The sequence below is a fragment of the Granulicatella sp. HMSC30F09 genome, assembly GCF_001806915.1.
Classification (GTDB): Bacteria; Bacillota; Bacilli; order Lactobacillales; family Aerococcaceae; genus Granulicatella; species Granulicatella adiacens.
In genome coordinates, this window is the sequence record NZ_KV786437.1 from 1 (window position 1) to 26,248 (window position 26,248).

30 protein-coding genes and 1 other annotated feature are annotated in these 26,248 nt (G+C 40.8%); of the genes, 3 read left to right on the forward strand and 27 right to left on the reverse strand.

Annotated features, from left to right (window positions below):
• From HMPREF3103_RS09740 to HMPREF3103_RS09285, 26 genes are all read right to left on the reverse strand, one after another.
• Nucleotides 1–242 (reverse strand): helix-turn-helix domain-containing protein (locus HMPREF3103_RS09740; protein ID WP_148128840.1); only part of this gene is annotated, 242 nt, incomplete at its 3' end.
• A 121-nt stretch (nucleotides 243–363) separates the two neighbouring features.
• Nucleotides 364–1,257 (reverse strand): alpha/beta hydrolase, encoded by an 894-nt coding sequence (locus HMPREF3103_RS09170; RefSeq protein WP_070439528.1) that lies wholly within the window; start codon nucleotides 1,255–1,257, stop codon nucleotides 364–366.
• Between the two features lie 25 nt (nucleotides 1,258–1,282).
• Nucleotides 1,283–2,059, reverse strand: coding sequence for an alpha/beta fold hydrolase (locus HMPREF3103_RS09175; protein ID WP_070439531.1), 777 nt, complete (start codon nucleotides 2,057–2,059; stop codon nucleotides 1,283–1,285).
• A gap of 152 nt (nucleotides 2,060–2,211) precedes the next feature.
• A complete protein-coding gene (gene rplL / locus HMPREF3103_RS09180) occupies nucleotides 2,212–2,580 on the reverse strand; it encodes a 50S ribosomal protein L7/L12 (protein ID WP_005607807.1) in 369 nt (122 codons plus the stop codon).
• A gap of 74 nt (nucleotides 2,581–2,654) precedes the next feature.
• Entirely contained in the window at nucleotides 2,655–3,158 is a 504-nt protein-coding gene (gene rplJ, locus HMPREF3103_RS09185) for a 50S ribosomal protein L10 (RefSeq protein WP_005607810.1), read from the reverse strand.
• Between the two features lie 28 nt (nucleotides 3,159–3,186).
• Nucleotides 3,187–3,307, reverse strand: a sequence feature (ribosomal protein L10 leader region).
• Nucleotides 3,308–3,392: 85 nt separating this feature from the next.
• Entirely contained in the window at nucleotides 3,393–4,082 is a 690-nt protein-coding gene (rplA, locus tag HMPREF3103_RS09190) for a 50S ribosomal protein L1 (RefSeq protein ID WP_005607812.1), read from the reverse strand.
• A gap of 101 nt (nucleotides 4,083–4,183) precedes the next feature.
• The gene (rplK, locus tag HMPREF3103_RS09195) at nucleotides 4,184–4,609 is read right to left on the reverse strand and encodes a 50S ribosomal protein L11 (RefSeq protein ID WP_005607816.1); all 426 of its coding nucleotides are present in this window, start codon (nucleotides 4,607–4,609) and stop codon (nucleotides 4,184–4,186) included.
• Between the two features lie 568 nt (nucleotides 4,610–5,177).
• Entirely contained in the window at nucleotides 5,178–6,371 is a 1,194-nt protein-coding gene (locus HMPREF3103_RS09200) for a class I SAM-dependent rRNA methyltransferase (RefSeq protein WP_070439534.1), read from the reverse strand.
• Entirely contained in the window at nucleotides 6,371–6,982 is a 612-nt protein-coding gene (locus HMPREF3103_RS09205) for a VanZ family protein (protein ID WP_070439537.1), read from the reverse strand. Before HMPREF3103_RS09205 ends, HMPREF3103_RS09200 begins: the two co-directional genes overlap by 1 nt.
• A 27-nt stretch (nucleotides 6,983–7,009) precedes the next feature.
• Complete coding sequence (locus HMPREF3103_RS09210; protein ID WP_070439539.1) at nucleotides 7,010–8,419, reverse strand: sensor histidine kinase; 1,410 nt, start codon at nucleotides 8,417–8,419, stop codon at nucleotides 7,010–7,012.
• A gap of 3 nt (nucleotides 8,420–8,422) precedes the next feature.
• On the reverse strand, nucleotides 8,423–9,130 hold the full coding sequence (locus tag HMPREF3103_RS09215) for a response regulator transcription factor (protein ID WP_070439542.1): 708 nt from the start codon (nucleotides 9,128–9,130) through the stop codon (nucleotides 8,423–8,425).
• Nucleotides 9,131–9,255: 125 nt separating this feature from the next.
• Entirely contained in the window at nucleotides 9,256–9,792 is a 537-nt protein-coding gene (locus HMPREF3103_RS09220) for an NYN domain-containing protein (RefSeq protein WP_070439545.1), read from the reverse strand.
• A gap of 16 nt (nucleotides 9,793–9,808) precedes the next feature.
• Entirely contained in the window at nucleotides 9,809–10,672 is an 864-nt protein-coding gene (gene rlmB / locus HMPREF3103_RS09225; RefSeq protein ID WP_070439548.1) for a 23S rRNA (guanosine(2251)-2'-O)-methyltransferase RlmB, read from the reverse strand.
• 1 nt (nucleotide 10,673) lies between these two features.
• Nucleotides 10,674–11,075 (reverse strand): Mini-ribonuclease 3, encoded by a 402-nt coding sequence (locus HMPREF3103_RS09230; protein WP_005607838.1) that lies wholly within the window; start codon nucleotides 11,073–11,075, stop codon nucleotides 10,674–10,676.
• Nucleotides 11,072–12,481, reverse strand: a complete 1,410-nt coding sequence (gene cysS / locus HMPREF3103_RS09235) for a cysteine--tRNA ligase (RefSeq protein WP_070439551.1) — start codon at nucleotides 12,479–12,481, stop codon at nucleotides 11,072–11,074. The genes HMPREF3103_RS09230 and cysS overlap by 4 nt, the downstream gene beginning before the upstream one ends.
• On the reverse strand, nucleotides 12,478–13,038 hold the full coding sequence (epsC, locus tag HMPREF3103_RS09240) for a serine O-acetyltransferase EpsC (RefSeq protein ID WP_005607845.1): 561 nt from the start codon (nucleotides 13,036–13,038) through the stop codon (nucleotides 12,478–12,480). The genes cysS and epsC overlap by 4 nt, the downstream gene beginning before the upstream one ends.
• 108 nt (nucleotides 13,039–13,146) lie before the next feature.
• The gene (locus tag HMPREF3103_RS09245; RefSeq protein ID WP_005607848.1) at nucleotides 13,147–14,541 is read right to left on the reverse strand and encodes an oxaloacetate decarboxylase subunit alpha; all 1,395 of its coding nucleotides are present in this window, start codon (nucleotides 14,539–14,541) and stop codon (nucleotides 13,147–13,149) included.
• A 14-nt stretch (nucleotides 14,542–14,555) separates the two neighbouring features.
• Nucleotides 14,556–15,107 (reverse strand): citrate lyase holo-[acyl-carrier protein] synthase, encoded by a 552-nt coding sequence (gene citX, locus HMPREF3103_RS09250; RefSeq protein ID WP_005607851.1) that lies wholly within the window; start codon nucleotides 15,105–15,107, stop codon nucleotides 14,556–14,558.
• Nucleotides 15,100–16,632: a citrate lyase subunit alpha gene (gene citF, locus HMPREF3103_RS09255; protein WP_070439554.1), complete on the reverse strand. Its 1,533-nt coding sequence runs from the start codon at nucleotides 16,630–16,632 to the stop codon at nucleotides 15,100–15,102. The genes citX and citF overlap by 8 nt, the downstream gene beginning before the upstream one ends.
• Nucleotide 16,633: 1 nt before the next feature.
• Complete coding sequence (gene citE / locus HMPREF3103_RS09260) at nucleotides 16,634–17,521, reverse strand: citrate (pro-3S)-lyase subunit beta (protein WP_048709859.1); 888 nt, start codon at nucleotides 17,519–17,521, stop codon at nucleotides 16,634–16,636.
• Nucleotides 17,509–17,817, reverse strand: coding sequence for a citrate lyase acyl carrier protein (gene citD / locus HMPREF3103_RS09265; RefSeq protein WP_070439556.1), 309 nt, complete (start codon nucleotides 17,815–17,817; stop codon nucleotides 17,509–17,511). Before citD ends, citE begins: the two co-directional genes overlap by 13 nt.
• A gap of 27 nt (nucleotides 17,818–17,844) precedes the next feature.
• Nucleotides 17,845–18,855, reverse strand: a complete 1,011-nt coding sequence (gene citC, locus HMPREF3103_RS09270) for a [citrate (pro-3S)-lyase] ligase (RefSeq protein ID WP_070439559.1) — start codon at nucleotides 18,853–18,855, stop codon at nucleotides 17,845–17,847.
• A gap of 12 nt (nucleotides 18,856–18,867) precedes the next feature.
• Nucleotides 18,868–18,999 carry an OadG-related small transporter subunit gene (locus HMPREF3103_RS09710; RefSeq protein WP_048709848.1) on the reverse strand — a complete coding sequence of 44 codons (132 nt, stop codon included), beginning with the start codon at nucleotides 18,997–18,999 and terminating at the stop codon, nucleotides 18,868–18,870.
• A gap of 27 nt (nucleotides 19,000–19,026) precedes the next feature.
• Nucleotides 19,027–20,124 (reverse strand): sodium ion-translocating decarboxylase subunit beta, encoded by a 1,098-nt coding sequence (locus HMPREF3103_RS09275; RefSeq protein WP_371440392.1) that lies wholly within the window; start codon nucleotides 20,122–20,124, stop codon nucleotides 19,027–19,029.
• A gap of 51 nt (nucleotides 20,125–20,175) precedes the next feature.
• On the reverse strand, nucleotides 20,176–20,568 hold the full coding sequence (locus HMPREF3103_RS09280) for an acetyl-CoA carboxylase biotin carboxyl carrier protein subunit (protein ID WP_070439562.1): 393 nt from the start codon (nucleotides 20,566–20,568) through the stop codon (nucleotides 20,176–20,178).
• A 25-nt stretch (nucleotides 20,569–20,593) separates the two neighbouring features.
• Nucleotides 20,594–20,917: a hypothetical protein gene (locus HMPREF3103_RS09285; protein WP_070439565.1), complete on the reverse strand. Its 324-nt coding sequence runs from the start codon at nucleotides 20,915–20,917 to the stop codon at nucleotides 20,594–20,596.
• 330 nt (nucleotides 20,918–21,247) lie between these two features.
• On the opposite strand from HMPREF3103_RS09285, the gene HMPREF3103_RS09290 reads away from it, so the two are divergent.
• The 3 genes from HMPREF3103_RS09290 (at nucleotide 21,248) to citG (ending at nucleotide 24,272) form a co-directional block, all read left to right on the forward strand.
• Nucleotides 21,248–22,630, forward strand: coding sequence for a CitMHS family transporter (locus tag HMPREF3103_RS09290; protein WP_070439567.1), 1,383 nt, complete (start codon nucleotides 21,248–21,250; stop codon nucleotides 22,628–22,630).
• Nucleotides 22,631–22,753: 123 nt separating this feature from the next.
• A complete protein-coding gene (locus HMPREF3103_RS09295) occupies nucleotides 22,754–23,449 on the forward strand; it encodes a GntR family transcriptional regulator (protein WP_070439570.1) in 696 nt (231 codons plus the stop codon).
• Nucleotides 23,442–24,272 carry a triphosphoribosyl-dephospho-CoA synthase CitG gene (gene citG / locus HMPREF3103_RS09300; RefSeq protein ID WP_070439572.1) on the forward strand — a complete coding sequence of 277 codons (831 nt, stop codon included), beginning with the start codon at nucleotides 23,442–23,444 and terminating at the stop codon, nucleotides 24,270–24,272. The genes HMPREF3103_RS09295 and citG overlap by 8 nt, the downstream gene beginning before the upstream one ends.
• A gap of 469 nt (nucleotides 24,273–24,741) precedes the next feature.
• Here the strand turns inward: citG and gltX are convergent, their stop codons facing one another.
• A complete protein-coding gene (gene gltX / locus HMPREF3103_RS09305) occupies nucleotides 24,742–26,217 on the reverse strand; it encodes a glutamate--tRNA ligase (RefSeq protein WP_070439574.1) in 1,476 nt (491 codons plus the stop codon).
• Nucleotides 26,218–26,248 lie beyond the last annotated feature (31 nt).

The following is a 26,248-nucleotide window of genomic DNA, read 5'->3' on the forward strand; positions in this document are numbered from 1 at the left end:
TTTTTATTCATAATAGGCTCCTTAGATAATGGCCGTCCTCTCTTCTTATTCTTTAGACCATTATATCCATAAGTCAGATACTTGTGAACCCAAGAACTTAATAATCCATCACTAATTCCTTCTGAAAAAGAAACTTCTGTAAGAGTTTTCCCATTTAAAACCTGTAGAACAAATGTGAATTTTTCTTCTAAAACTCTTTTGCTTAACTTTTTCAGGCGTTTCTGCCCACGTTCCTTGTCGATACAATTCTACTCATTTTATTTTGAATTCAAATGAGTAACGCATAATAAATACCCCCTTTACTGGTTTGTCCAGTAAAGGGGGTACATATCATAACAGGATGGTTCTTTTTCTGTTTGCCTTTTACCGTTCCATGATTTTTCGAACGAATTTGATCTGCTCTTGATTACAAGTTTGTCCCACTTTATTCTTTAAATTCAAATGGAATACATGTCCCTGGGTTTTCTTGTTATTCCCGTACTCTTTAAATACAAAATCAATTTGCTTTTGCTCCAACACTTCTTTCAATCGGTGCGAATGCTTTCGTAGGAAATCCCCATTACTAGTGGCTAAGTATACAGGTGGAAAATCTGGTGTAATGTAACGAACCGGGCTCATTTTCTTAATAGAAGATCCTGTTGGCTTTTCTCCAAGAATATCCGTTAAGAACGTCGTTAATAGCACTCCTCTATGTTCTACTTCCCCTTCCATATCAAAGACTCCGCAATTTAACACGAGCGCCTTTGGAACAAACTTTGGAGACACTGTAATTTTTGGAAACTCTTTTGCATAATCAGAGTTTAATTGAATGGCCGTGTACGCTGTTGCTAAATGTGCTCCTGCAGAGTCTCCTACTAAAAAGAGATTGCTTGGATCAAGGTGGTACTCTTTTGCATTCGTAACAACCCACTCCATAATGCTTCCTACATCTTCTAAAGGAGCTGGAAAAGTATGCTTTGGCGCAAGTCGGTAGCTAGCATTCACCACTGCAAACCCCTGAGCAGCTAAATACATACAATACGGAGCGTATACCTTCTTATCCCCATAAACCCAAGCGCCTCCATGAATATTTAGGAGTACAGGCAATTTGCCTTCCTTGTCTTTTGGACGATAGAGGTCCAGCAGATGCCACTTGTCGCAGGATCCATAAGATAAATTTTCAACAGTCTCTACATTCGTCGGTGGAACCCAACCCAAGTCTCGTTTTAAGTCCCCGATGGTAAATAACGTACGGACAATATGACTCGTAAGTGACATTGCTAAACCTCCTTTCCTTTTAATACTATTCGTCTCCTTCTAAAAATGGTGTTACTAATTTCATCCACTCCAAGGGAAGATAAGTAGATAAATATCCATGATTATACCCCTTTGCCTCATATAGCCTGCAATTAGGATGCATTTGTTGAAATAACTTTGCCGATTCCTTTACGCACTTCATTTCCTTTTCTCCATAAATATAGAGAACCTCTGCTGAACTATCTGAAATCGCTGGTTTCAATTGATAACTGGCCATATACGTTTTATAAATCGTTACTAATGTTTTGATGGGCAATCGTGGCATAACCTCCAAATAGTACCTTTCTAATTCTTCTGGATAAGCCATCTTAGGATACATCTTTCTCATGAGTTTCAATTGCATTTTACATGCAGCCTTACCGAACATCAACTTCCCAAAACCTTTTACAAACAAGATACTCATTTTCGCTAGTTTCGGTTGTGGAATGCAGAGGCTTCCTTCAATAATGGCTTTATCAGCTATATGAGCATCTAACGAAAGTAACTCCATGACAATTTGTCCTCCAAGCGAGACACCACCTAAAGCAAACACATGCCCATCGCATTGGTCTTTTATATACACTAGAATTTCCTGTGCAGATTGCTCAGTAGATACATACTCCTTTTGGTACTCCTCACCATGCCCGTCTAGCACTGGTAAAATCACATGATATTTATCTGACAGAAGACGCGCTTGTCTCAAATAATTCCACCATGAATTTCCTCCACCGTGGATCAATACAATATGAGGATTATGATTATCACCAAATTCATGAAATCTCATCAAAAAGCTCCCTTTCCACTACCGTTTCTATTACTATTGTAACCCAATCGCTCAAAAAACACAGCATTATTATTTCCATCAAAATGAACTCGTATACTGCAATCAAAAAAGGTCGGACTGGATAGTCCGACCTTTAAACATGTCATTAAAAATTATTTTAATGTTACTGAAGCGCCAACTTCTTCTAATTGAGCTTTTAATGCTTCAGCTTCTTCTTTAGCTACGCCTTCTTTTAATACGCCAGGAGCGCCATCAACTAATGCTTTAGCTTCTTTTAATCCTAATCCAGTTGCTTCACGAACAACTTTGATTACTTTAATTTTTTGGTCTCCAGCAGAAGTTAATTCTACAGTGAAGTCAGTTTTTTCTTCTGCAGCTTCACCAGCGCCACCTGCTACTACAGCTACAGGAGCTGCTGCTGTTACGCCAAATTCTTCTTCGATAGCTTTTACTAAGTCGTTTAATTCTAATACAGTTGCTTCTTTAATGTCAGCAATGATTTGTTCAATGTTTAATGCCATTTTTAATTTCCTCCATTTTTTGGTTGTTTTAATAATTTTTGTTTTGTGTTTTTAAAGTTAGCTAGCTCGCTTTATTAAGCTGCTGCGCCATCTTTTTGATCTGCAACGGCTTTGATTGCCAATGCAGTGTTTCGAACTGGTGCTTGTAATACTGATAATAGCATTGAAAGTAACCCTTCGCGGCTTGGTAGTTTTGCAAGAGCTTCGATTTCTTCTTTTGAAGAAACTTTACCCTCAACCACACCTGCTTTAATTTCTAAAGCTTCAACTTTTTTAGCAAAGTCAGCTAAGATTTTAGCAGGAGCTACTACATCTTCGTTACTGAAAGCTACAGCTGATGGTCCTTTGAAAACGTCATCCATTCCTTCTAAACCAGCTTCTTTAGCTGCACGTGATAAAATGCTGTTTTTAACAACGGCAAATTGTACACCTGCTTTACGTAATTCTGAACGTAGATTTGTAGCTTGTTCTACAGTAATTCCTAAATAGTCAACAACAACAACTGATGATGCGTTTTTGAACTGTTCAGCAACTTCTGCAACTTGTTGTGCTTTTTTAGCAATGATTGCTTCACTCATCTTCGTTTTTCACCTCCTGAAATTTAGGTAGGGCATAAAAAAATCTCTATGCCCACAAAGACACAGAGAAATAAGATCAACTTGTTCTCCCTCGGTAGGATATTAAGGCTAGCGCCCCCTACTGTCTTCGGTCGCATTCAACTTTTATTAGTTTACACGATTGACTCTTCATTGTCAACAAAAAACACTAATAAAAAATGAACCAAGCACTTAGCCTGGTTCATTCATTTTAAATTATAGAGAAGCTACGTCTACTTTAACCCCAGGGCCGAAAGTAGTTGTCACAGCAACGTTACGTACGTATTGACCTTTAACTGTAGCAGGTTTGATACGTAATAATGTTTCGTGAATTGTTTTGAAGTTTTCTACTAATTTTTCATCTGAGAATGAAACTTTACCGATTGGAACGTGGATGTTACCAGCTTTGTCAACACGGTAAGTAACTTTACCAGCTTTGATTTCTTCAACAGCTTTAGTTACGTCCATTGTAACAGTACCTGTTTTAGGGTTTGGCATTAAGCCTTTAGGTCCTAATACACGACCTAAACGACCAACTTCACCCATCATGTCAGGTGTTGCAACGATAACGTCAAACTCAAACCACCCACCTTGGATTTTTTGAGCTAATTCGCTGTCACCAACGTAGTCTGCACCAGCTGCTTCAGCTTCTTTAGCTTTTTCACCTTTTGCGAATACTAATACGCGTTGAGTTTTACCAGTTCCGTTTGGAAGTACAACTGCTCCACGTAATTGTTGGTCAGCTTTCTTTGGATCTAAACCTAAACGGTATGCAACTTCTACAGATGCATCAAATTTAGCGAAATCTGTTTCTTTTGCTAATGCGATTGCTTCTTGAACTGGGTAAGCTTTAGAAGAATCGATTTTTTTAGCGGCTTCTAAATATTTTTTGCTTTTCTTTGCCATTGTATAATTTCCTCCTATTGTGTGGTTTTAACGGTTTTACCTCCCACAAAGTCCATGAGTGGAACACTCGTGCTAGGGACTTTTGGAAGCTGCATTTGTTTTTAGCCTTCTACTACAAATCCCATTGAACGGGCTGTACCTTCGACCATGCGCATAGCAGCTTCTACGTCTGCTGCATTTAAGTCAGGTGCTTTTAATTCAGCAATTTCTCTAACTTGATCACGAGTTACAGTAGCAACTTTTTTCTTGTTTGGTTCGCCTGAACCTTTTTCTACTTTAGCAGCTTTCTTTAATAATACTGCTGCTGGTGGTGTTTTACAGATGAAGTCGAATGAACGGTCTTCATAAACTGAAATCACAACCGGAATGATTAAACCTGCTTGGTCAGCTGTACGAGCATTGAATTCTTTACAGAATCCCATGATGTTCACTTGTGCTTGACCTAAAGCTGGACCTACTGGTGGAGCTGGAGTTGCTTTACCTGCAGGAATTTGTAATTTAACTAGTTTTACAACTTTTTTAGCCACGAGACATTACCTCCTTGATTGTTTCGTGCGTGGTTTAATGGAGATGAAGATTTCTCCTCCCACGGTGTTCCGACATGTGCATTTTCATGCACTTTGGTATTATATCAAAACTTAATTTGCAATGCAATATTTATAGTTCCCTCTTATGTAAAAAAAACTTGCGTTGGTCTTACAAACCACTTCCAATCCTTGGGGATTAATTTATAACCACTGCAATGGGGCACCGGATTGAGCCTTTCGTCTCAATTCTTACCAAGCTTCAAACTGACTCTACGGGTTTCACCCTAGAGTCAGTAATTCACATTGGTTGCTATTCCCCAATGCTGTGGTTATAAAATCCGCAAGTTTTTCGTGGTTTGTAAGAAAATGGGATTTTTTTGCAAAAAAGTGAACTGCTAGAAATCGCGTTGCAATGGGATTTGTGCCAAAGTGCGAAAATGACATGTCGGTGCCTATAACGGCCTCCCATGCTGCAAGAATGCGATGAGGACGGGGTTTGTGCTGGGAATGTGAGGTGCATACGTAAACTGCTCGAAATTCACTTATAAGTGAATTTCGGGCAGTTGTGCTAATTGTTAAATTCAATAAAGAAAACTTTGAGATAATCGCTCAGCGGAGTCGATGCTGGTACTGCAAAATCGCTTGGTAAGCCTTTCTTCAAGACAATGCGATAGCGACGATTACCGTCTGCTTCACGAATCCCCTGTTCAATCATTTGTTGGAACTGGGATTCAGTCACATTCGCTGCGTTTGTAGATAACACAAGCGTGCCTTTTGGTGCGACTAATGGGGTGATTTGCGCCACTAGTGTCCCGTAATCTTTTACTACAGAAAAAGTACGCTTCTTCGTACGTGCAAAGCTTGGTGGGTCGACCACAACGGTATCGAATGTCAACTGTTTCTTCAACGCGTATTTGAAATAATCAAAAACGTCCATGACATAGATTTGTTGTGTCTCAGGGTCAATGCCGTTTACTGCAAATTGTTCTTTTGTTTTCTCCAGGCTACGGTTGGCAACATCCACACTCGTTGTTTTAGTCGCGCCTCCCATCGCTGCAGCTACAGAAAAAGCACCCGTATAACTAAATGTATTTAATACGGTTCGTCCGGCACTGTAGCGCTGACGGATGGTTTCTCGGACTTCTCTTTGGTCCAAGAAGATACCGGTCATTAGTCCTTCGTTCATATAAGTCGCGTATTTCACGCCATTTTCTAATACAATCAGTGGTTCTGGCGCTTCTACCCCACCGACAAACCTACTTTCTGGTAAATCCGCTTCGTTTTTAAAACGAATCTTTTCGTAGACACCCTTAACGCCTTCAAATGTTCCAAGCGCCTGCGTTAAAATCAGATCACGGAAATGATATACGCCTTCGCTGTACCATGATACGACGATAAAACCGTCATACCAATCCATCGTCACTCCGCCAAAGCCATCGCCTTCCCCATTAAAGAGGCGAAATGCTGTCGTATCGTCAGAATGGAGAAGCCCCCTGCGATTCTCAAAGGTGGTTTTGAAGAGGCCACTAAAGAATGCATCATCCAATGCTTCGTCTTCCTCACGGCTATAGACCCACGCAACTCCCTTATTTTGGAATCCGACATATGCCATTCCCAAGAAATGATGTTGTTGATCCACTACTTTTACTACTTCGCCTTCATCTGCGCGAAGTTCTTGCGCAAGGTCCATCTGACTAATCAGTGGACTTCCTTTTTTGATACTGGATGCCGTTTTACTTTTTACGACAATCTTTCCCGTCATTATTTTTTCCTCCGCTTCTTAATCAACCGATACAAGAGAAATCCCAGCCAACTGCCTAAAACATTACAAATAATGTCATCAATATGGCTGACCCCTGTATAAAATATAAACTGTGCAAACTCGATGAAAAACGAGGTCAAGAACCCGTATTTCAGCGCGCGCGATTCTCCTTTTTTACTTCCATACAGCATCCCGCAGAAGAATCCAAGTGGCATAAACCAAACGATATTCCCTACTACATTATAATACGCCGCAAATATCGACCCTTGCATAAAGAGTTTGATACTATCCACAAATGGAACCCACATAATATCTGATAGTGGATGGACGACAAATTCCACGGTAAAAGATTCGTCCAAGTTTCTAAAAATCGTCACCTGAGAAAGTAGGATTAAATAGAAGATAAATATATTGCGATAGAGTTCCCATTTCCACACAATTCGTTTTCTTTTTCTAAACAATAAAGAAATAGACCAAACGATCAACCATCCTAAAAATAAGACGATAGCGTGGTCTAAGCTAAAAATAAACAAACGAACAAGTGGAAGATGGTTCACTCGGTCCGCGAAAATCTCTACTATCCATCGATAGAATGGACCTAATAAATACATGGTCTTCCTCCTTGTTCGTTTTTCAATCTATGATAATTCCGGTTCTCCAGGGAACACTACTCTAAATGTAGTCCCTTGACCGATTTCACTTCGTACAGAGATTCTACCGCGATGACTATCCACTAGTGATTTCACAATGGCCAGTCCAAGCCCGCTTTCTCCATACTTCGTACTCTTTCTGGAAATGTCTGCTTTATAGAAACGTTCCCAGATTTCATTAATTTCTCTCTTATCAATTCCAATTCCCGTATCTGAAATTTCAACAATGGCTTTTTTACCATCGTTCCAAGCTTTCACCACGATTTTTCCATCATCGGTAAATTGGTTTGCGTTTTTCGTAATATTCACCAAAATTTGTACAAAACGGTCATAATCCGCATATACACTAAACTCTGGATCACATTCATAAGAGATTTCATTATTTTTCACTTTCGTCAGTGCTTGCATTTGTTCCACAACCGCTCGGATTGCTCCAAGACCCGCAAAACGATGTTGCACTAATACGATTTGGTTTGAACGAATTTTTTCATAGTCCAGATTTTCATTGACGAGTCGAATCAATCGTTGTGTTTCACTTGAAATGAGTTCAAGCGAACGTCCCCTTCTAGATTCAGGAACCATATTATATTTCAAGCCATCTAACAAGCCGTTCATCGTTGTTAGGGGTGTTCTCATCTCATGAGCCACGTCCATCATAAATTGCCTACGAACATTTTCTTGTCGCTCGACTTCTTTTTCCATTTCACGTAAGGAACGCGCCATGCTATTAAAGTCTAGCATCAATTCGTCAAACTCATCTTGGCTATCTACTTTCAACTGAACGTCAAAGTCCCCTTCAGAAATTTTATGGGTCGCTTGACGTAATTTATTAATGCGTCTGTTTTGATAGTTCGCAAAAATAAAGCTCATCAACATTCCGATAATTCCCGCAGCACCAAACGCGATAAACATCGAGTTTCTAAGTTCTCTCACCTCTGTTTGGATACGACTGATAGGACTCGCTAAAGCGACATAGCCTTTATATTGCTTTTCTTTAATAATCGGATAATAAACGGTCAATAAGTTTTCTACAGGATCTCCTGAGAAGTCTGTTTGAACCTCTTTTAAGTTAATGGCAGAACCGTTTTTTAGGTGTTTTAACTCCTCATCTGATAACGAATTTTCACTAGCGGGATGTTTCGACGGAAAAGTCATGTTATTTTTCTCGTCAAAAATCGCAATAGTGACATTTTCTTCTTTTAAAGCTGTCCCTATTTTTTTAATATCCGCATAGCTCATCTCAGAAGCAATAATTCCTTTCGCATAAGACTGCAATTGTTGCGATCTTTGCGTGTAGATATTATTGCTCATTACATTATAGAAAAGAATTCCACAAGCAACAATGGTTACCAATACAACGGAAAGGAACCCAAATAGTTGCTGATAAAAGTACTTCATTGATTACAACTCGCTATCATCAAATTTATACCCTACGCCCCATACTGTATGAATCACGTGTGGTCCTACAGCTTCAATCTTTTGGCGAAGTTTCTTAATATGAGCATCTACTGTACGTTCATCGCCGTAGAATGGATCTTCCCAGATTTTTGTTAATAGATGTTCACGGGTGAATACTTGGCGTTGATGTTTCGCCATCACCATTAATAAGTCAAACTCTTTTGGTGTTAAGTTCTCGATTTGTTTACCATCGATAAAAGCTTCATGCGTCTTCGTATTGATTTTGACATGGTCTGTTTCTACATCAAACGTTGACAATGCCGCACTGCCTGAAGCTGATGATCTTTGTGTACGACGTAGAAGTGCTTTGATACGCGCCATAATCGTTACTGCGCTAAATGGTTTCGCCACATAGTCGTCCGCTCCGATTTCAAGACCAATGACTTGGTCACTTTCAGAATCACGAGCCGTCAGCATCACGATTGGAACAGCCTGATTTACCTGACGGATTTGACGGCAAATTTGCATGCCATCCATGCTAGGTAAGTTTACATCTAAAATCACAATGCCCCATTTGGATTGATTTTCCATAAAAGCATCGAAGCCTTCTTTTCCATCATGATAGAAACTTGCTTTCCAGCCTTCGTTTTCAAAAAACATTTCCATCATTTCGCAAACTGCTTCTGTATCTTCAATCATTAAAACATGCATCATTTACACTCCTTTTTCACGTAAATCTTATTCAATATAAAGTTTCTTCACAGATTATACACTGTTAATATGAAATCATAGACGACTAATTGTGAAAATTATATGAATAAAGCTCTAAAACTGAACTATTCCTTCCTTTTCTTAGACCCTAAACTGAACCGCAAGTGATTTAATAAGGACAGTTGAGCGTCACTCCAGGGATTTCTTCTGCCGTTCCCTTTTTGATGAAAATGACGCGTGAGCTCCGTCTGTTTATCACGACTGCTTTCTAATTCCTTATAAAAATCTCTCGCAGACTTTCGAAGCGCTCCTTTTTGAAAGATGAGCCACTGCTCGGCCAAGTCGCTGGTTGCTACGGATACTTGAACAAGACGCATATTCATTTCTGATACGGTACGCTCAATATAACTATCCGCCGTCTCCCCTTCAGCCGTAAAAATCACTTTCACTTGCGCTTGGTCAAACGACTGCGTAATTCCTGGTACAAACTGAGCGTCGAACACAATCCAAACTTCGATATTTTCAAACTTTTGAAAATTCGAGCAGCGTTGAATCAGTAAATCCCGCGCGCTCTCTAAGTCGTCTTGTTTCTTTAAAGCGACCAGTTCCGGCCACGCTCCAATCATATTGTATCCATCTACAATGTAGAGTTGCTTTTTCAACCTGCTCCCTCCGTTTCTATAGCGAACGATTACGGAAGACTTCATACATCATTAAAGCACTTGCCACACTCGCATTGAGACTTTGCACATGCCCGACCATTGGGATAGTCACCATCTCATCGACGCTTTCTTTTACAATTCGAGATACGCCTTTTCCTTCGTTCCCCATCACAATTGCAAGAGGCCCTTTCGTATTCCATTTGCGGTAGTCGGTTCCGTTCATATCGGTTCCAAATACCCACACGCCACGAGCCTTCAATTGTTCAATGGTCTGTGTCAAATTCGTCATACGGACAACTGGCACATGCTCGATAGCTCCTGTTGAGGCTTTGGCAACAGTCGCTGTCAGTGAAGCTGACCTGCGTTTTGGAATAATAATCCCGTGAACACCTGTTGCATCAGCGGTACGTAAAATACTTCCTAAGTTATGTGGATCTTCCACTCCGTCTAGAATGACGATAAATGGATCCTCGCCTTTTTCTTCGGCTTTCTTGAAGACATCTTCTAAGTCGGCATATTCATAGGCTGCAATCGAAGCCACAAGTCCTTGGTGAACGGCATTGCCGACAAGGTCTTCAATCTTTGTCTTTGGAACGGTTTGAACTTGAATACCTTTTTCACGCGCGAGGTCAATCACTTTTGCGGCATCTCGTCCGGAAGTGCCTTCTTGGATAAAGACGCGGTTCACACGGTCTGGCGTTTGCAAAGCTTCCACAACTGCATGACGTCCAAACACAAAGTCTACCACTTCTTGTACTCCCTCATGTTCTACGTGTTCACGAGCAGGGCGTTGTTTCTTCTCAGCTCGTTCTGGACGCCCACGGTCTGAACGATTTCCGTTTCTTGATTTTTTCTTTGGTGCATATTCATTTCGTGCCATGTTACTGTTCACCTTCCACTTGTTGTAAGCACCAGTTGATGAGTTCTTCCAATCTCGCTTGTTGGCCAGATAAGTATAAATAACCCATTAATGCTTCAAAACCAGTCGCAATACGGTAAGTTCCGACATCGGCATTTTTAGCCACCGTATGACTCTTACTATTGCGTCCTCGTTTATAAATTTCTAATTCTTCTTCATTTAAGAAGTTTTCTTGCTCTAGCATTTGTTGCATCAAGCGTGCTTGTGCTTTTGCTGAAACAAATTTCGTTGCGGTCGCATGTAATTGATTTGGCTTTGTGAGTCCTTTTTGCATCACGTGATTTCTGACATACACTTCATAAATCCCGTCACCCATATAGGCGAGTGCCAAACCGTTTAGCAGCTTCCAGTTTTTTTCTGTCATGCTTCTCTTCTCCATCTTGTTCCTTGTGGAGTGTCTTCTAATACAATCCCTTGTTCTTTTAATAAATCACGAATCTCGTCACTGCGAGCAAAGTTCTTCGCCTTACGCGCTTCAAGGCGTTCCTCGATTAATGCTTGAATATCATCATCGAGCAGTGCTTCTTGTTTTTCCACGATTCCAAAGATTCCAAATAAAACCGTTGCTTTTTCAAGGAGTGCTTCTAGTACTGCTTTAGAAACCACTTCTTGTTCTAAGTACACATTCCATTCTTTCAACCATTGATATAGCACCGTCATGCCGTTTGCCGCATTGAAGTCATCATCCATTTCTTTTTGGAAATCTGCTTCAATCGCTGCAAATTTTGCCAAACGTTCTGCATCTTCTGGCAATGCATCTACGGCTGTTTCTAGGCGGTAGCGAGCATTTTTGAAGGTCGTTTGTACTTTTTCAAGGTTCACGGCTGCTTCTTGAAGAGCCGCTTCACTAAATTTCAATGGACGACGGTAGTGCGCACTTGCTAAGAAGAAACGGAGCACTTGTGGGTCGAGTTGTTGGATTAAGTCGTGAACGAGTACGAAGTTTCCTAGAGATTTACTCATTTTCTCCTCGCCCATCGTCACAAATGCATTGTGCATCCAGTAGTTCGCAAATTTTTTCCCTGTTTTGGATTCACTTTGCGCGATTTCGTTTTCGTGGTGAGGGAACGCTAAGTCTTGTCCGCCACCGTGAATGTCGATCGTATCCCCTAGGTGTTTTGTCGCCATTACAGAGCATTCAATATGCCATCCTGGACGGCCCTTTCCCCATGGAGAGTTCCAGCTAATTTCATTCGGTTTTGCGTTCTTCCATAATGCAAAGTCTAGTGGATTGCGTTTCTTCGCATCATCTTCAGAGGCGGTACGATTACTTGCCCCCATCTGTAAGTCTTCGATGCGTTGGTCGCTGAGTTTTCCATAACCTTCAAACTTTTCAGTAATGAAATACACATCACCTTCTGATTCGTAGGCCATTCCTTTATCGATTAAATCTGCTACAAAGGCAATAATATCATCCATGGTATTCATAACCGTTGGATTTAAAGTCGCCTTCTTCACATTTAGCGCGTTTGTATCTTCAAAGAACGCTTCGATATATTTCTTTGAGACTTCTTCAGCTGTCATGCCTGTCTCATTGGCCACTCGAATGATTTTATCGTCCACATCCGTAAAATTCGAAACGAAATTCACGTCATAACCGCGGTATTCAAAGTAGCGACGAATCGTATCAAAGGAAACCGTACTACGAGCATTCCCGATATGAATATAGTTATAAACCGTTGGACCGCACACGTACATACGTACTTTGCCTTCTTCAATCGGTTTGAATGCTTCTTTTTGTCTTGTTAAAGTATTGTAGATTTGAATCATAATTTTCCTCCGATAGTAGTATCTCTTTCAATCTCTTCTGGTGTATGGATGCGAACCACTCTCGCTGGTAATCCTACCGCTGTTGTATGTGGTGGAATATCTTCTAGAACGACTGCCGCTGCTCCAATCTTGGCATATTCTCCAACTGTTACAGGCCCAATCACTTGCGAATGCGCTGATAAGAGCACGCCGTTTTCGATGGTCGGATGGCGTTTGCCTGTATCTTTCCCGGTTCCACCTAAGGTTACCGCGTGGAACATCTTCACATCATCTCCGATAATGGACGTTTCTCCAATCACGATCCCCATGCCATGGTCGATAAAAAATCTTCGTCCAATCGTAGCTCCTGGATGAATCTCAATTCCTGTGAGGAACCGACTAAAGCCGCTGACCATTCGAGCAAGCAGTCTCAGTTTTGCCTTCGTATGTAACCAATGCGCTGCGCGGTGCAAGACCGTTGCGTGATATCCTGGGTACGTCAAAACGATTTCCAAGCTGCTTCTAGCCGCCGGATCATTCTTTTTATACGTTGCCATATCTTCCCTAAAACGTCCCATTCCTTCACTTCCTTTGCATTGTCTTTCTTCTCATTATAGCACAGTTTAAAGCACACAAAAAGCTGAAAAGCAGGGCTACAGGGCCTTGCTTTTCAGCTTTCTTAGAAATTATTGTAAGTCTAAAGTAACATCTACTGTTTGTAATGGTACATCGTAGAATGGATCTTCGCGGCGACCCAAGAAGTCTTTTGCTTGTTGTGGGAAGAGTGCGTACATTAACACATCTTCGTCAGATTTAGCGTATTCTTTAATCTCTTCGCGAATTTCTGGTAATTGATCTTCGATTAAGTCAGCTGGACGAACCGTCACTACTTCTGCATCTCCGATAATTTTTTCTTTCACTTCAGGATTAATTTCTGCTGGAGCTTGTCCGTATAATCCTAAAACGTAGTCTTTGATTTCTTTTGGAACGAGTTTGAAACGTTCGCCTGAAATCACGTTCATTACCGCTTGTGTCCCAACCATTTGTGATAATGGTGTTACAAGTGGTGGGTATCCTAAGTCTGCACGAACTTTAGGCACTTCAGCTAATACTTCGTCGTATTTATCTGCTAAGCCTTGTTCTGTTAATTGACTTAAAAGGTTTGATAACATTCCACCAGGTACTTGGTAAATTAATGTTTTTGGTTCTGTATCTTTAACTTTAGGGTTTAAGATACCTTCTGCACGGAATTTATCACGAATGCCGTTGAAGTGAGCTGTTGCTTCTTCCACTTTCTTCATGTCCACGCCAGTGTTAAATCCTAATTCTTCTAAAGATAAGACCATTGATTCAGTTGCAGGTTGGCTTGTACCACCAGAGAATGATGATAAGCAAGTGTCGATAATATCTGCGCCTGCTTCAGCTACTTTTAAGTAAGTCATTTCAGAAATACCGCTTGTAGCATGCGTGTGAACTTCTAAAGGAAGATCAGTTTTTTCTTTAATACGGCTTACTAATTCGTAACCTGTTTGAGGTGTTAATACCCCAGCCATGTCTTTAATACAGATTGAGTCTGCACCGAATTCTGCCATGCGTCCTACTAAATCAACGTAGTAGTCTACAGTGTGAACTGGACTTGTTGTGTAAGAAATCGCTGTTTGGCAGTGTCCGCCTGCTAATTTTGTTGCTTCGATAGATGTCTTCATGTTACGAACATCGTTTAAAGCATCGAATACACGAATAATGTCGATTCCGTTTTGTACAGATTTTTCTACGAATAAACGTACCACATCATCAGCATAGTTACGGTATCCTAATAGGTTTTGTCCACGTAATAACATTTGCAACTTTGTATCTTTCACTGCTGCGCGAATTTGACGTAGACGTTCCCATGGGTCTTCATTCAAGAAACGAATACAAGAGTCAAAAGTTGCTCCTCCCCATACTTCTAACGCATGGAAGCCAGCTTGATCTAATGTTTCCAAGATTGGTAACATATCTTCAGTTGACATACGAGTCGCGATTTGACTTTGTTGTCCGTCACGCAAAACCGTTTCAGTTAAACGGATAATTTTGCTCATAATATCTTCCTTTCTTAAGGTCTTTGGGTCGATGTGTATGCTGCAATCATGTGAGCGATATGCTCTTGCATTTCTAGGACCGTGTGCTTTCTAGAACGGGCGCACACTTTTGCTTCCTCATTGCAGATAAAACAACGTCTTGGAGGCATTCCAAGGGCTGTTCTGGAAATTGGAGTTGGTGTCTCTCCGGCCATTTCCACGACATCGATATCCAGTAATCGTCCGAGCGGGTGTCCTTCTTCAAACTGAGCAACGACACGCTTTACTTCAAGAGCGTCGCCACTGAATACACGGTAATATTCCAGTCCTGTTGAAAGTGAGAAATCTTCTTGATGAAGTCTCTCAAAAGACGCTAATGTGGCGTCCAATTCAGAAATCACAGAGGCGAAGACGGTTGTAATCGCCTCTGAATTTTTAACAGGACCTGGAATATTGAGTGTAATAGACACCAATACACACGGATTAAATTGTTCTAGTAATTGTTGTTGGGTATGAGCACGTCTTTCTCTGGCATCAAGCATTTGCATGATGTCTACCGGTGCCCCGTCAAACAAGGAATTAAACATTGCGAACAACGTCGATGATGCTTCCATCACGGTATTCGATGACCGCAACCACTTTGTCACCATATTGAATTGGTTCTGGGTTTCCAACGATGCTGTATGCTTTTTCTTGTAATTCTTTGATTGTGTATTGAGGTACATCTAAACCTTTGAAGTGTTCAATTAAGTCTTGACGGTTAGGGTTGATGGCAATACCAACTTCAGTAACAACCACGTCCACACTTGTACCAGGAGTAATCACAGTATTTACTGATTCTACGAATGTAGGGATGCGTCCACGTACTAATGGGCTGATAACCATTGACATTTTTGAAGCAAAAGCTGTATCACAGTGACCACCTGAAGCTCCACGGATAACACCGTCAGAACCTGTCATTACGTTTACGTTGAAGTCTGTATCTACTTCTAAAGCAGAAAGGATGGCAACGTCTAAACGGTTGATTACTGAACCTTTAGATAATGGGTTTGCGTACATGCTTGCGTCGATTTCATAGTGGTTTGCGTTGTTTGCAAGTGAAATTGCTGATGGGTGGTCGAAGTCTTGAACGTCGATAACTTTCTCAACTAAACCTTCTTCTAACAATTCGCACATTGAGTTTGTAATCCCCCCAAGTACAAAACTTGCTTTGATGCCGTCTTTAATCATCGCTTCACGGATGAAACGAGTTGCAGCAAGAGAAGCTCCACCTGTACCAGTTTGGAATGAGAATCCTTCTTTGTAATATGGAGAACCAGTGATTACTTTAGCAGCGTATTCTGCGATTAATAATTCTTTAGGGTTTTTAGTGAAACGAGTTGCCCCTTTAGCAATCCCTTTAGGATCCCCGATTTCATCAACGACAACCACGTAGTCCACGTCTGTTTGTGGAATGCTGATTGGAGTGTTTGGATATGGTACAAGGCTATCAGTAATGGCAACTACTTGATCAGCGTATTTAGCGTCGATCATTGCGTATCCTAAAGAACCGCAAGTTGCTTTCCCTTTTGTACCGTTGATGTTACCGTACTCGTCAGAACTTGGAGCTCCGATGAAGGCAACGTCGATGTGGATGTCTCCTGCAGTGATTGCACGAGCACGTCCACCGTGTGAACGAATCACAACTGGGTTTTCCATGATCCCGCTAGAGATGGCTGCCCCTAATTTATCACGTAAACCTGATGAAGTAATGTTTGTTACAACACCGTTTTTGATGTGTTCGATTAATGGTTCGTGTACGTTTGCGATTGAAGAAGGCGCGATTGATAGGTTTTTAATTCCCATTTTTGCAATTTCTTCCATAACCATGTTAATCACATAGTCTCCTTCACGGAAGTGGTGGTGGAATGAGATTGTCATGCCATCTTTTAAGCCAGTTTTTTCAATAGCTTCACGAATGCTACCTAATAATTTTTCTTGACGAGGTTCAACAGGTTTAATTTTACGGCTAGCTGCTTCATAAGGTTTAATGCGAGCTAACTCACCTTCGTATACCCCATATTGATCTGCATATTCTTGTGGAATTTCACGTCCAGCTTTATTTAATACCATCTTAAATTTCCTCCTCGCTAATCAATCCAGCCGCTTTTGCCAATGCGATTACGCGCTCAGCACGTTCCACGATTGGTTTGTCGACCATTTTACCGTTAACTGAGATAACGCCTGAACCTTTTGCTTCAGCTTCACGAATTCCCCAAATAACTTCTTTAGCGTTTTGAATTTCTTTTTCTGTTGGTGCATAAACTTTATTAACCACAGGAATTTGACGAGGATTAATAACAGATTTTCCATCGAAACCTAATTGTTTGATGCGTTCTACTTCTTCACGGAATCCATCCATGTTGTCTACGTTAGAGTAAACAGTATCGATTGCAGCGATTCCTGCAGCACGAGCCGCGTGTAAAATCATACTACGAGCGAAGAATAACTCTTGTCCATCAGGGTAACGACGAGTTTTCATGTTTGTTACGTAGTCTTCAGCACCTAAAGCGATCCCGATTAAACGGTCACTTGCTTTAGCGATTTCGCGAGCGTTTAACACACCTTCAGCAGATTCAATCGCAGCCATCATTTTAGTGCGACCTACTGGGATATTGTTTTCACGTTCAACGCGAGTGATGATTTCATCCACGTCTACGATATCTTGCGCTGTTTCAGTTTTTGGTAAACGAACCACGTTTACTCCAGCTAGTACAACTGCTTCAATATCTAAAGCACCTGTTGTATCTAAACCATTGATACGTACAACTGTTTCTACATTGCTGTAGTCAAAAGTTTTTAATGCGAAATGTACTAATACACGAGCTGAGTCTTTTTCTTTTAAAGATACAGCATCTTCTAAGTCAAACATAATTGAGTCTGCGCCGTAAAGTGGAGCATCACGCAACATTGCTGCGTTTGAACCAGGTACGAACATCATTGTTCTTCTTAAGCGTTCCATGAGTCGATCTCCTTCCAGTCGTAGTTTTCAACCTCTGATGCACGGTGAACCACTGTCACTGTACGAGCTTGGATTGTGCAATCTAGAGCTCCTTTATCAACTGCAATCACTTCTGCTGAAGTAACGCCTAATTGTTTTAAAGTTTCTTCGATCACACGACGGATTTGATTTCCGAATTGTTTTTCGACACTACTTTCTAATTGAATGTCGATTCGACCAGCGGTACTTGGATTTAAAGTAATCATAATGTCACTTGATTCCAAAGTGCCGACTACTGCACTTTTTTTAATTTCCATTATAGTTTCCACCTTTTCTTTTGGATTTTATCCAATGAAATGTTTTTCTTCTAAATAATGATACGTAGTTGCTGGAACGAGCTGTTTCAACTCGTCTACGTTTTTGTCTTGAATGGCAGCGCGTACCCGCGTCGCACTCACCACTTCCTCTCGGACAGAAAGCCGATCTATAATGACTAATTCTAAGTCCTTGCCAAAAGCAGCTCTTAGTGCGTCATTATAAACGGAGGTGACTGGGGAGAGTGGTTCTTGACCCACAAAACGTTTGGTCAATTGTAACGTTGGAACAATGTTTTCTAAGAAGAGTGTTGCATCCAATGTTGCTTGAACTTTTGCTACTTCCAAATCCGCCTTCTCTTTCAAGAAGTAGGATGGGAAAGTAGCGCTTGAGACCATGTAGTCTCTTGTTGGGAGTACCGTTACATTTGGCAAATGACTCACGCCTCGTTTCACCATTTCCATTCGGTCGTTGGTATTAAAGAACGAACGGTCTTCGGAAACAACGAACACATAGAGGTGACTCGACTGACTAGCAGCTGTTTCTACCAAGTATTGATGTCCCAGCGTAAAAGGATTGGCATTCATGACGATGGCACTATTGCTACTTCCTTCTACGAAATGTTCTTTTAGTAATTTTAAGTAATCACTAAAAGAAGGAATGCCTTGTTCTAAAAAGGCGAGATTTTCTGTTTCGGCAATCATGCGGTACCCTAAAGATTTAAAGAAGATAATGTTCTTTGGTTTTGTATAGACAAAACTGTTTGTGTACGAACGTTCTCTTAATTCATCTAGAAGGGCCATCACGAGATGCGTTAACAGATTTTCTGATTGATATTTTTTACAAACCACTAAACATTTCAAAATGTTGCGGTCTAAAGAACCTGTCGCTGCAATATCACCAGAGTGATGATAAATTGCAATTGTGTAATCGACTTGTTCCGTCTTGCCAAGGTTCGCTTGATCCATTACCCATTCCCAATCTTGACGAGCTTTTTGATCACGATCAAGCCATAATCGTTTGAGAATGAAATTTTCCATGGAACGGCCTCCTTATTTTGGCGGGAATGCTTTTAAAAGTAATGCAGAAACGGCATATAGAATTCCTAATACTAGGAAAACTCCACCCATCCCTAAAGCCATTAATTCAAAAGCTTGTGTTAAATGTTCTGCGTTGAAAGTCATCGTTTTCCTCCTTTTCCTTCTATATTATTACATGAAGAATGATAATAATAATCCACCAGCAATAACAGAAGCGATTTGTCCAGAAACGTTAGCTCCAACAGCATACATTAAGATGAAGTTTTGAGGATCTTCGTCTGTCGCCATTTTTTGGATAACACGACTTGACATTGGGAATGCAGAAATACCTGCAGCTCCGATCATTGGGTTGATTTTTTCTCTACGGAATAAGTTCAAGATCTTAGCAAACACAACACCACCGATTGAGTCCATGATGAAGGCTACTAAACCGAACAAGATGATCATTAATGTTTGAACATTTAAGAATAAATCAGCTTGCATTTTAACTGAGATTGTAATCCCTAATAAAATAGAAACAATGTTTACTAATTCGTTTTGAGCGGCTTGAGATAAGTTATCTAAAACGCCACATTCGCGTAATAAGTTACCGAACATTAAGAAACCAACAAGTGGTAATGAAATTGGGGCAATGAAACCTGCCACAATTGTGATAATGATTGGGAACAAGATTTTCGTTAATTTAGATACGCCTGAAGCATGGTAAGTCATACGAATACGACGTTCTGCTTTAGTAGTAACCATCTTGATTGCGATTGGTTGGATGATTGGAACAAGTGCCATGTATGAGTAGGCCGCAACCGTAATCGCTCCAAGTAATTGTGGTGCTAATTGGTTCGCTACGAAGATAGAAGTAGGACCGTCTGCCGCACCGATAATACCGATTGAAGCAGCTTCACGAATATCGAATCCGAATAACACTGCTACAACAACGACAAAGAAAATACCGAATTGTGCTGCTGCACCGAATAATAACATGAATGGGTTTTGTAATAATGGTCCGAAGTCGATCATCGCACCGATACCGATGAAGATTAATAATGGGAACAATTCAGTTTCGATACCGATTTCGAATAAGATTTGTAGGACCCCATGTTGTTGTTGTCCGCCAACGACTTGGTCAAGAACCCCAGTCCCTGGGAAGTTTACTAAGATTGTACCTAATCCCATTGGTACTAATAATGTTGGTTCGTACTCTTTTTTAATCCCTAAGTACATTAATAGGGCACCGACAAGCATCATGAAGATTTGGCCGCCAGTAATAGACATTACATTTTGAACTAATGTTTCCACTGTTTCACTCCTTGAATTTCAATATAATTAGTTAATTGTAATTAAAGCGTCTCCTGGGTTCACCACTTGACCTTCTTTAACGTGAATTCCTGCTACAACCCCTGCTTTAGCTGCAACGATTTCGTTTTCCATTTTCATCGCTTCTAAAATCATTAATGGTTGGTTTTCAGTAACTGTATCCCCTACGTTTACAAGCACACGTAAGATATTTCCTGGCATTGGAGATGGCATTGCGTCTGCGCCTGCTGGTGTTGATGCTACAGGAGCTGCTGGAGCAGGTGCTGCTTCTACTGCAGGGGAAGCTGGAGCCGCTGGAGCTGCAACTGGTGCTACAGGAGCTGCTGGAGCAACTGCACCGATTTCTTCCATTTCTACTTGGTACTCTTGACCGTCTACTTTGATTTTGAATTTACGTAACATTTCGTAACATTCCTCCTAAAATAAATTATGATTTACATTTTTGGTAGATTTCTTTAACAGCCCACTGACTGTCATTTGATTCGCCTGCAGCAATTGCCGAAGCGATAACCGAGATAATCTTGGTTTCTGGGTTGCGTTTAAGGACGCGTTTAACCACAAATTGGCTTTCTGGGTAATCTGAGGCCGCAATCGCTGCCGCAATGATTGAGACGTGCTTAGCTTCTTCTGCTTCTACCGGTACAAAAGCTTCTAATTTTTCCCATTCCGATTGAGGGGATGCAGGCTGCGTTGATGCGTGTTCCGTTGCTTCAGAACTCTTTTTGCCAAATAATCGTTGGAGAATTCCCATTCCTTCACTCCCTTCCCAACATAATCTGCATAGAATTATTATACAGAAAACACTATCATTCCAGAAATATAAAATGGGGCTTTTCCTGTTCTTTTGGTGTTTTATTATAAATAGGATATAAGCATTATGTTCAATTTTTCACATCAAACTGTTTTTTTATTGTTTTTCGATATGAAAACACTATCTTTTTTATTAAATATTGTTTAAGATATCGCTATAAGTAAACGAATTCATTTTTGAAATGACTTCGTGGAGAGCCCTTCAGGTTTTAGCGACTGAATGTTTCTCCTGCTATTATAAAAATTTTTTCAAAAAAGAAAGGAAGATATGATGGTTATCACAGTTGCAGCTTATGTAATGATGGCTATTTTCATGTACATTATCATGAAGAAAAAAATGTCACCATTCACAGCTTTAGTATTAATTCCATTAATTTTCGCAATTATTTTAGTTGCTACAGGTCAAGTCCAAGACGTAAACATCGGTACATTAATTCGCCAGGGGTTATTCGGTAATAACTCAAAAGATAAATTAACAGCGATGAAAGGAACTGCTGAAACAGGGGTTATGCTTCTATTCGCGATCCTTTACTTCTCTACAATGTTAGACGCTGGATTATTCGATCCAATTACTAACAAAATGATTCGCTTCGCTAAAGGCGATCCAATGAAAGTATTGATGGCCACTTCTATCGTAGCTGCTGCCGTATCATTAAACGGTGACGGAACTACAACTACATTAATCTGCTGCTCAGCTTTCGTGCCAATTTACAAAAAATTAGACATGAAATTAATGAACTTAGGGGTTCTTGTAATCTTACAAAACACAATCATGAACTTATTACCATGGGGCGGACCTACTGCTCGTGCGATGTCAGTTCTTGGTGTAGAAGCAGATATCCTAGCTTACTTAGCACCAGGTATGATTCTTTCAGTACTTTACGTAATCTTCGTAGTTGCTCGCTCAATGGGTAAAAAAGAACGTGCTCGTTTAGGTATCCAAGAATTAACAGATGCTGAATTAGATGAATTAACAACAATCACTGACCCTGAAGTGTTAGAAAAACGTCGTCCAAAAAACTTCGTTATCAACGCTGTCATGACAATTGTATTAATCGGTTGGTTAGTAGCTGGTTCATTCATCGATGCGATTGAAGTGAAACCAGTTGTATTATTCTTAGTTGGTACAGCTTTAGCCTTAATGATCAACTACCCAGACTTAAAATCTCAAGCAAAACGTATTGGGGACAACGCTGGGGACGCTGTACAAGTAGTATTACTTGTATTTGCTGCCGGAGTATTCATGGGATTATTCCAAGGAACTGGAATGGCAACTGCTTTAACAGACAGCATCGTTCGTGTAATTCCTAAAGGATTAGCAGGATTCTGGTCATTAATCATCGCAATTATCTCTGTTCCTGGTACATTCTTCTTAACAAACGATGGCTTCTACTACGGAGTATTAATTCCATTTGCTGAAGTTGGACGTCAATACGGATTCACTGATATGCAAATGGCATTAGCTTCATTAATGGGTCAAGCATTCCACTTATTAAGCCCATTAGTAGCATTCATCTACTTACTATTACGTCTAACAGGATTAGACATGGGTGAATGGCAAAAAGAATCCGCTAAATACGCAGCTGTTATCTTCGTAATCTTCGTTGTAACAATCGTATTAATGGGTCACATGCCATTATATATCGCACAATAATTAAACAATTGAATTTGTGAAAAAGACTTGTTCAGGCCCAGCCTAACAAGTCTTTTTTGTGCATTTTTCACTCTTTTCGTTTATACTATTTCTGATGCATAGAACAAATTCAAGGAGGCTATTATGTCAGCAGTCATTCAAGCAGTTAAAAACAATCTAGACATTACTCAAAATAAACCTCTCAAAATTTCACTTTACGAAGCATTTCGTAAAACGATTATTTTAGGGGAGATTCCTGCCGGCACAAGAATTAACGAAAAAGAGTTTTCGACAGAATTAAATATTAGTCGTACTCCGATTCGTTATGCCTTAAATGAATTAACGAAAGAATTGTTAGTAGAACACATTCCTAAAATTGGCGTTATTGTAAAAGGAATTTCGATCAAAGACGCCCATGAGATCTTTGAAATTAGAAAGTCCCTCGATACCTTAGCAACCATTAACGCTATGAAGCTCATGACGAAGAAAGATTTCGAAGAACTCGCAGCCATCTTAGAAGAATGCGACAAACTGAATGCCGAAGACAAAGTAGATGAAGTGCTTGCTAACTTCACTACCTTTAATGACTTCATTTACGAAAAATGTCAAATGACTCGTCTAAAAGAAATCGTCAATGAGCTTCGTACGTATGTCATTTACTTCCGTGACTTATCGATTCGTTCATCCGAACGCCGCACAAAAGCGCTGAACGAACACAAACTCATCTATCGCGGAATGCTCAACAAAGACGTGGAACAAATCACGCTCATTACTCATGAACACTTAGACCGCTCTTTGCAATTTATCCTAAAACAAATGGAGACATTACACATTGATTAATCCTGAGTTTTTAGCACAAGCGGCAACAGACGCCCTTCTTCAAGAAGTGAATCTCGCACCAAAACCAGGTCTCGTCGATCCGATTTCTACCGGCGCACATAAAGATATGACAAAGGACACCTTCTACAAAAGTATCGAAGCGCTCCGTCCTTATTTACTCGCCTACGCCAAAGCAGGAGAGAACCACAACGGCACTCCACTTGACTTATTCAACGAGCTCCGCGCCATTGGAAAAAAAGCAGAAGACGCGATGATGGCTGCCACAAACCATATCAATACCCATAAAGGAGCTAATTTCTCCTTTGCGTTGATTTTAGGTGCCACCGCACATACAAAAGGCAACATTCCAGAAGCCTTGCATTATTGCCACCTCATGACACGCCATCTCATCGAAGTGGATTTTGCCAACCTCGACCAAAAAGAACACCTCTCTTACGGGGAGAAACTCTACGTCGAACACGGCATCACAGGAATCCGAGGCGAAGCAGCAACAGGGTACCCAAGCCTTGCAAAAGCCCTCGACTATTACAACACACTAAACACGCACACTCCACGCCACCGCGACCTACTCCTTCTTCTATATCTCATGACCTTTGTCGAAGACGGAAACCTCATTCACCGCGGCGGAATCGATGCGTATAAGAAGGTCCAACAAGAAGCCAAACTCCTCTTTGACGAAGCCCAAACGCTCTCTGAAGAAGAGCTCGCTAGCCGTCTCGAAGACTACGACAACGTCCTAATCGAGCGTAACCTCAGCCCAGGAGGCAGCGCAGACCTACTCTCCCTCACCTTCTTCTGTCACAAAATACAACAAAACGGATGAACCCTCATCCGTTTTTTCTTTGCCCTTTTTCTTCCCTTCCAGCGCCTTCCCTATTTATGTCTTTTACGAGCACCTTACGTTCTCTTTTCCTCTCAGCACACACTCCCTTTTCTCCCTTCCCCGCGCCAGAGAACTCAGCCTGCACACACCCGTTTCACTCTCTTATTCAAGAAAGGATTAACTTTTTTATTTGTACTTTCCCCTGAGGCCTGATATTCGGAAAAATCTCGGATTCTATAATAGCAGTAATGGGAAATCGTATTAAATGCGAATTAAAGGGAGTTAGGAATTTATTCCTTACTCCCTTTTTGAGGCTTTAAAGGTGAGAGACCCTAGGCTCGAACCGGTACCCCATTACCGCTATTATGAAGATATCCGAAGATTTTGAAGAATATCAGGCCCAAAGGGCCTTTTGTTTTAAAAATAAAAAAGAGTTAACGCAGTTTGCGTTAACCCTTTCTGTCAGCTTTTATTTAATAAGAGCAAGTGCAGCTTGGATGTGTGCAATGCTGCGTTCTCTTCCAAGCAACTCAATCGTCTTACCGATAGCCGGCCCGTGTGTTTGTCCGCTTGTTGCCACACGAATTGGCATAAACAAGTTTTTACCTTTCACACCAGTTTCCTTTTGAACCTCTTTAATCGCTGCTAAAATACTTGGCTCATCAAATGTTTCCATCGCTTCTAATTTAGACATAAAAGCATTCAATACTGTTGGAACAGTTTCGCCTTGAAGCACTTCTTTCGCTTCGTCATTTTCCACTTCGAAATCTTTTCTGAAGAATAATGTTGATAAAGCAACGATTTCATTCATGTAGCTCATTTGATCGTGGTATAACGCCACTAATTTCACTAACCATGCATGTTCTTCAGGAGAAACTTCTTCCGCTACGATTCCCGCTTTTTTCAATTGCGCAATCGCCATCTCAGCCACTTCTTCTAATGGCGTTTTCTTCACGTATGTGTTGTTAATCCATTCTAATTTCTTCGGATCGAAGGCCGCTGGTGATTTACCAAGACGTTTTTCGTCGAAGATTTCGATGAATTCTTCACGGCTGAAGATTTCGTGTTCACCTTGAGGAGACCATCCTAGAAGCGCGATAAAGTTGAACATCGCTTCTGGTAAGTACCCTAAGTCTTTATATTGTTCGATGAATTGTAAAATTGATTCATCACGTTTTGATAATTTCTTACCTGTTTCAGTGTTAATGATTAATGTCATATGTCCAAAACGTGGTGGTTCCCAACCAAACGCTTCGTAAATCATTAATTGTTTTGGAGTGTTGGCAATATGGTCATCTCCACGTAAAACGTGAGTGATTTCCATGAAGTGGTCATCCACTGCTACTGCAAAGTTGTACGTAGGCATTCCGTCACGTTTTAAGATAACGAAGTCGCCACCAACGCTTGTAGACTCGAATGAGATTTCGCCTTTAACGATATCGTCAAAAGCATAGGTTCCAGTTTTTGGAACACGGAAACGAACAACAGGAGTGCGTCCTTCTGCTTCAAAAGCGTCACGTTGCTCTTGTGTTAAGTGAGCGTGTTGCCCGCTGTAGTGAGGCATCTCGCCACGAGCACGTTGCGCTTCACGTTCTGCTTCCAATTCTTCCTCTGTCATGTAACATTTATACGCTTTGTCTTCAGCAATTAATTGCTCGATGAGTGGATTATAAATGTGTTCACGTTCTGATTGACGGTATGGTCCGTATTTGCCAGGTTTGTCTGGACCTTCATCCCAATCCATTCCTAGCCAAGTTAAGTTTTCTAATTGGCTTTCTTCTCCGTGTTCAAGATTTCTCTTGCGGTCAGTATCCTCGATACGGATGATGAACTCTCCACCATAATGTCTCGCGAATAAATAGTTAAATAGGGCTGTACGAGCATTCCCGATGTGCAAGTGCCCTGTTGGACTTGGTGCATAACGTACACGCACTTTATCTGTCATTGTAAAACTTCCTTTCTTTGTCATTCTTACT

Bases quoted from the DNA above. Each gene is read 5' to 3' on its own strand.
- rplJ (WP_005607810.1), bottom strand. From the start codon at position 3,158: ATGAGTGAAGCAATCATTGCTAAAAAAGCACAACAAGTTGCAGAAGTT.
- HMPREF3103_RS09170 (WP_070439528.1), bottom strand. From the start codon at position 1,257: ATGTCACTTACGAGTCATATTGTCCGTACGTTATTTACCATCGGGGAC.
- citC (WP_070439559.1), bottom strand. From the start codon at position 18,855: ATGGAAAATTTCATTCTCAAACGATTATGGCTTGATCGTGATCAAAAA.
- HMPREF3103_RS09230 (WP_005607838.1), bottom strand. From the start codon at position 11,075: ATGACAGAAAAAAACTGGAAGCTGCTAAACGGTTTGGCACTCGCCTAT.
- HMPREF3103_RS09215 (WP_070439542.1), bottom strand. From the start codon at position 9,130: ATGCATGTTTTAATGATTGAAGATACAGAAGCAGTTTGCGAAATGATG.
- HMPREF3103_RS09295 (WP_070439570.1), top strand. From the start codon at position 22,754: ATGTCAGCAGTCATTCAAGCAGTTAAAAACAATCTAGACATTACTCAA.
- citX (WP_005607851.1), bottom strand. From the start codon at position 15,107: ATGTTTAATTCCTTGTTTGACGGGGCACCGGTAGACATCATGCAAATG.
- rplL (WP_005607807.1), bottom strand. From the start codon at position 2,580: ATGGCATTAAACATTGAACAAATCATTGCTGACATTAAAGAAGCAACT.
- HMPREF3103_RS09245 (WP_005607848.1), bottom strand. From the start codon at position 14,541: ATGAGCAAAATTATCCGTTTAACTGAAACGGTTTTGCGTGACGGACAA.
- citF (WP_070439554.1), bottom strand. From the start codon at position 16,632: ATGGTATTAAATAAAGCTGGACGTGAAATTCCACAAGAATATGCAGAT.
- HMPREF3103_RS09710 (WP_048709848.1), bottom strand. From the start codon at position 18,999: ATGACTTTCAACGCAGAACATTTAACACAAGCTTTTGAATTAATGGCT.
- HMPREF3103_RS09210 (WP_070439539.1), bottom strand. From the start codon at position 8,419: ATGAAGTACTTTTATCAGCAACTATTTGGGTTCCTTTCCGTTGTATTG.
- HMPREF3103_RS09285 (WP_070439565.1), bottom strand. From the start codon at position 20,917: ATGGGAATTCTCCAACGATTATTTGGCAAAAAGAGTTCTGAAGCAACG.
- HMPREF3103_RS09290 (WP_070439567.1), top strand. From the start codon at position 21,248: ATGGTTATCACAGTTGCAGCTTATGTAATGATGGCTATTTTCATGTAC.
- epsC (WP_005607845.1), bottom strand. From the start codon at position 13,038: ATGGGACGTTTTAGGGAAGATATGGCAACGTATAAAAAGAATGATCCG.
- HMPREF3103_RS09175 (WP_070439531.1), bottom strand. From the start codon at position 2,059: ATGAGATTTCATGAATTTGGTGATAATCATAATCCTCATATTGTATTG.
- citE (WP_048709859.1), bottom strand. From the start codon at position 17,521: ATGGAACGCTTAAGAAGAACAATGATGTTCGTACCTGGTTCAAACGCA.
- rlmB (WP_070439548.1), bottom strand. From the start codon at position 10,672: ATGGCACGAAATGAATATGCACCAAAGAAAAAATCAAGAAACGGAAAT.
- cysS (WP_070439551.1), bottom strand. From the start codon at position 12,481: ATGATTCAAATCTACAATACTTTAACAAGACAAAAAGAAGCATTCAAA.
- HMPREF3103_RS09205 (WP_070439537.1), bottom strand. From the start codon at position 6,982: ATGTATTTATTAGGTCCATTCTATCGATGGATAGTAGAGATTTTCGCG.
- gltX (WP_070439574.1), bottom strand. From the start codon at position 26,217: ATGACAGATAAAGTGCGTGTACGTTATGCACCAAGTCCAACAGGGCAC.
- rplA (WP_005607812.1), bottom strand. From the start codon at position 4,082: ATGGCAAAGAAAAGCAAAAAATATTTAGAAGCCGCTAAAAAAATCGAT.
- HMPREF3103_RS09275 (WP_371440392.1), bottom strand. From the start codon at position 20,124: ATGTCTATTACTGGCGGCCAAATCTTCATGATGCTTGTCGGTGCCCTA.
- HMPREF3103_RS09200 (WP_070439534.1), bottom strand. From the start codon at position 6,371: ATGACGGGAAAGATTGTCGTAAAAAGTAAAACGGCATCCAGTATCAAA.
- citD (WP_070439556.1), bottom strand. From the start codon at position 17,817: ATGGAAATTAAAAAAAGTGCAGTAGTCGGCACTTTGGAATCAAGTGAC.
- HMPREF3103_RS09280 (WP_070439562.1), bottom strand. From the start codon at position 20,568: ATGTTACGTAAATTCAAAATCAAAGTAGACGGTCAAGAGTACCAAGTA.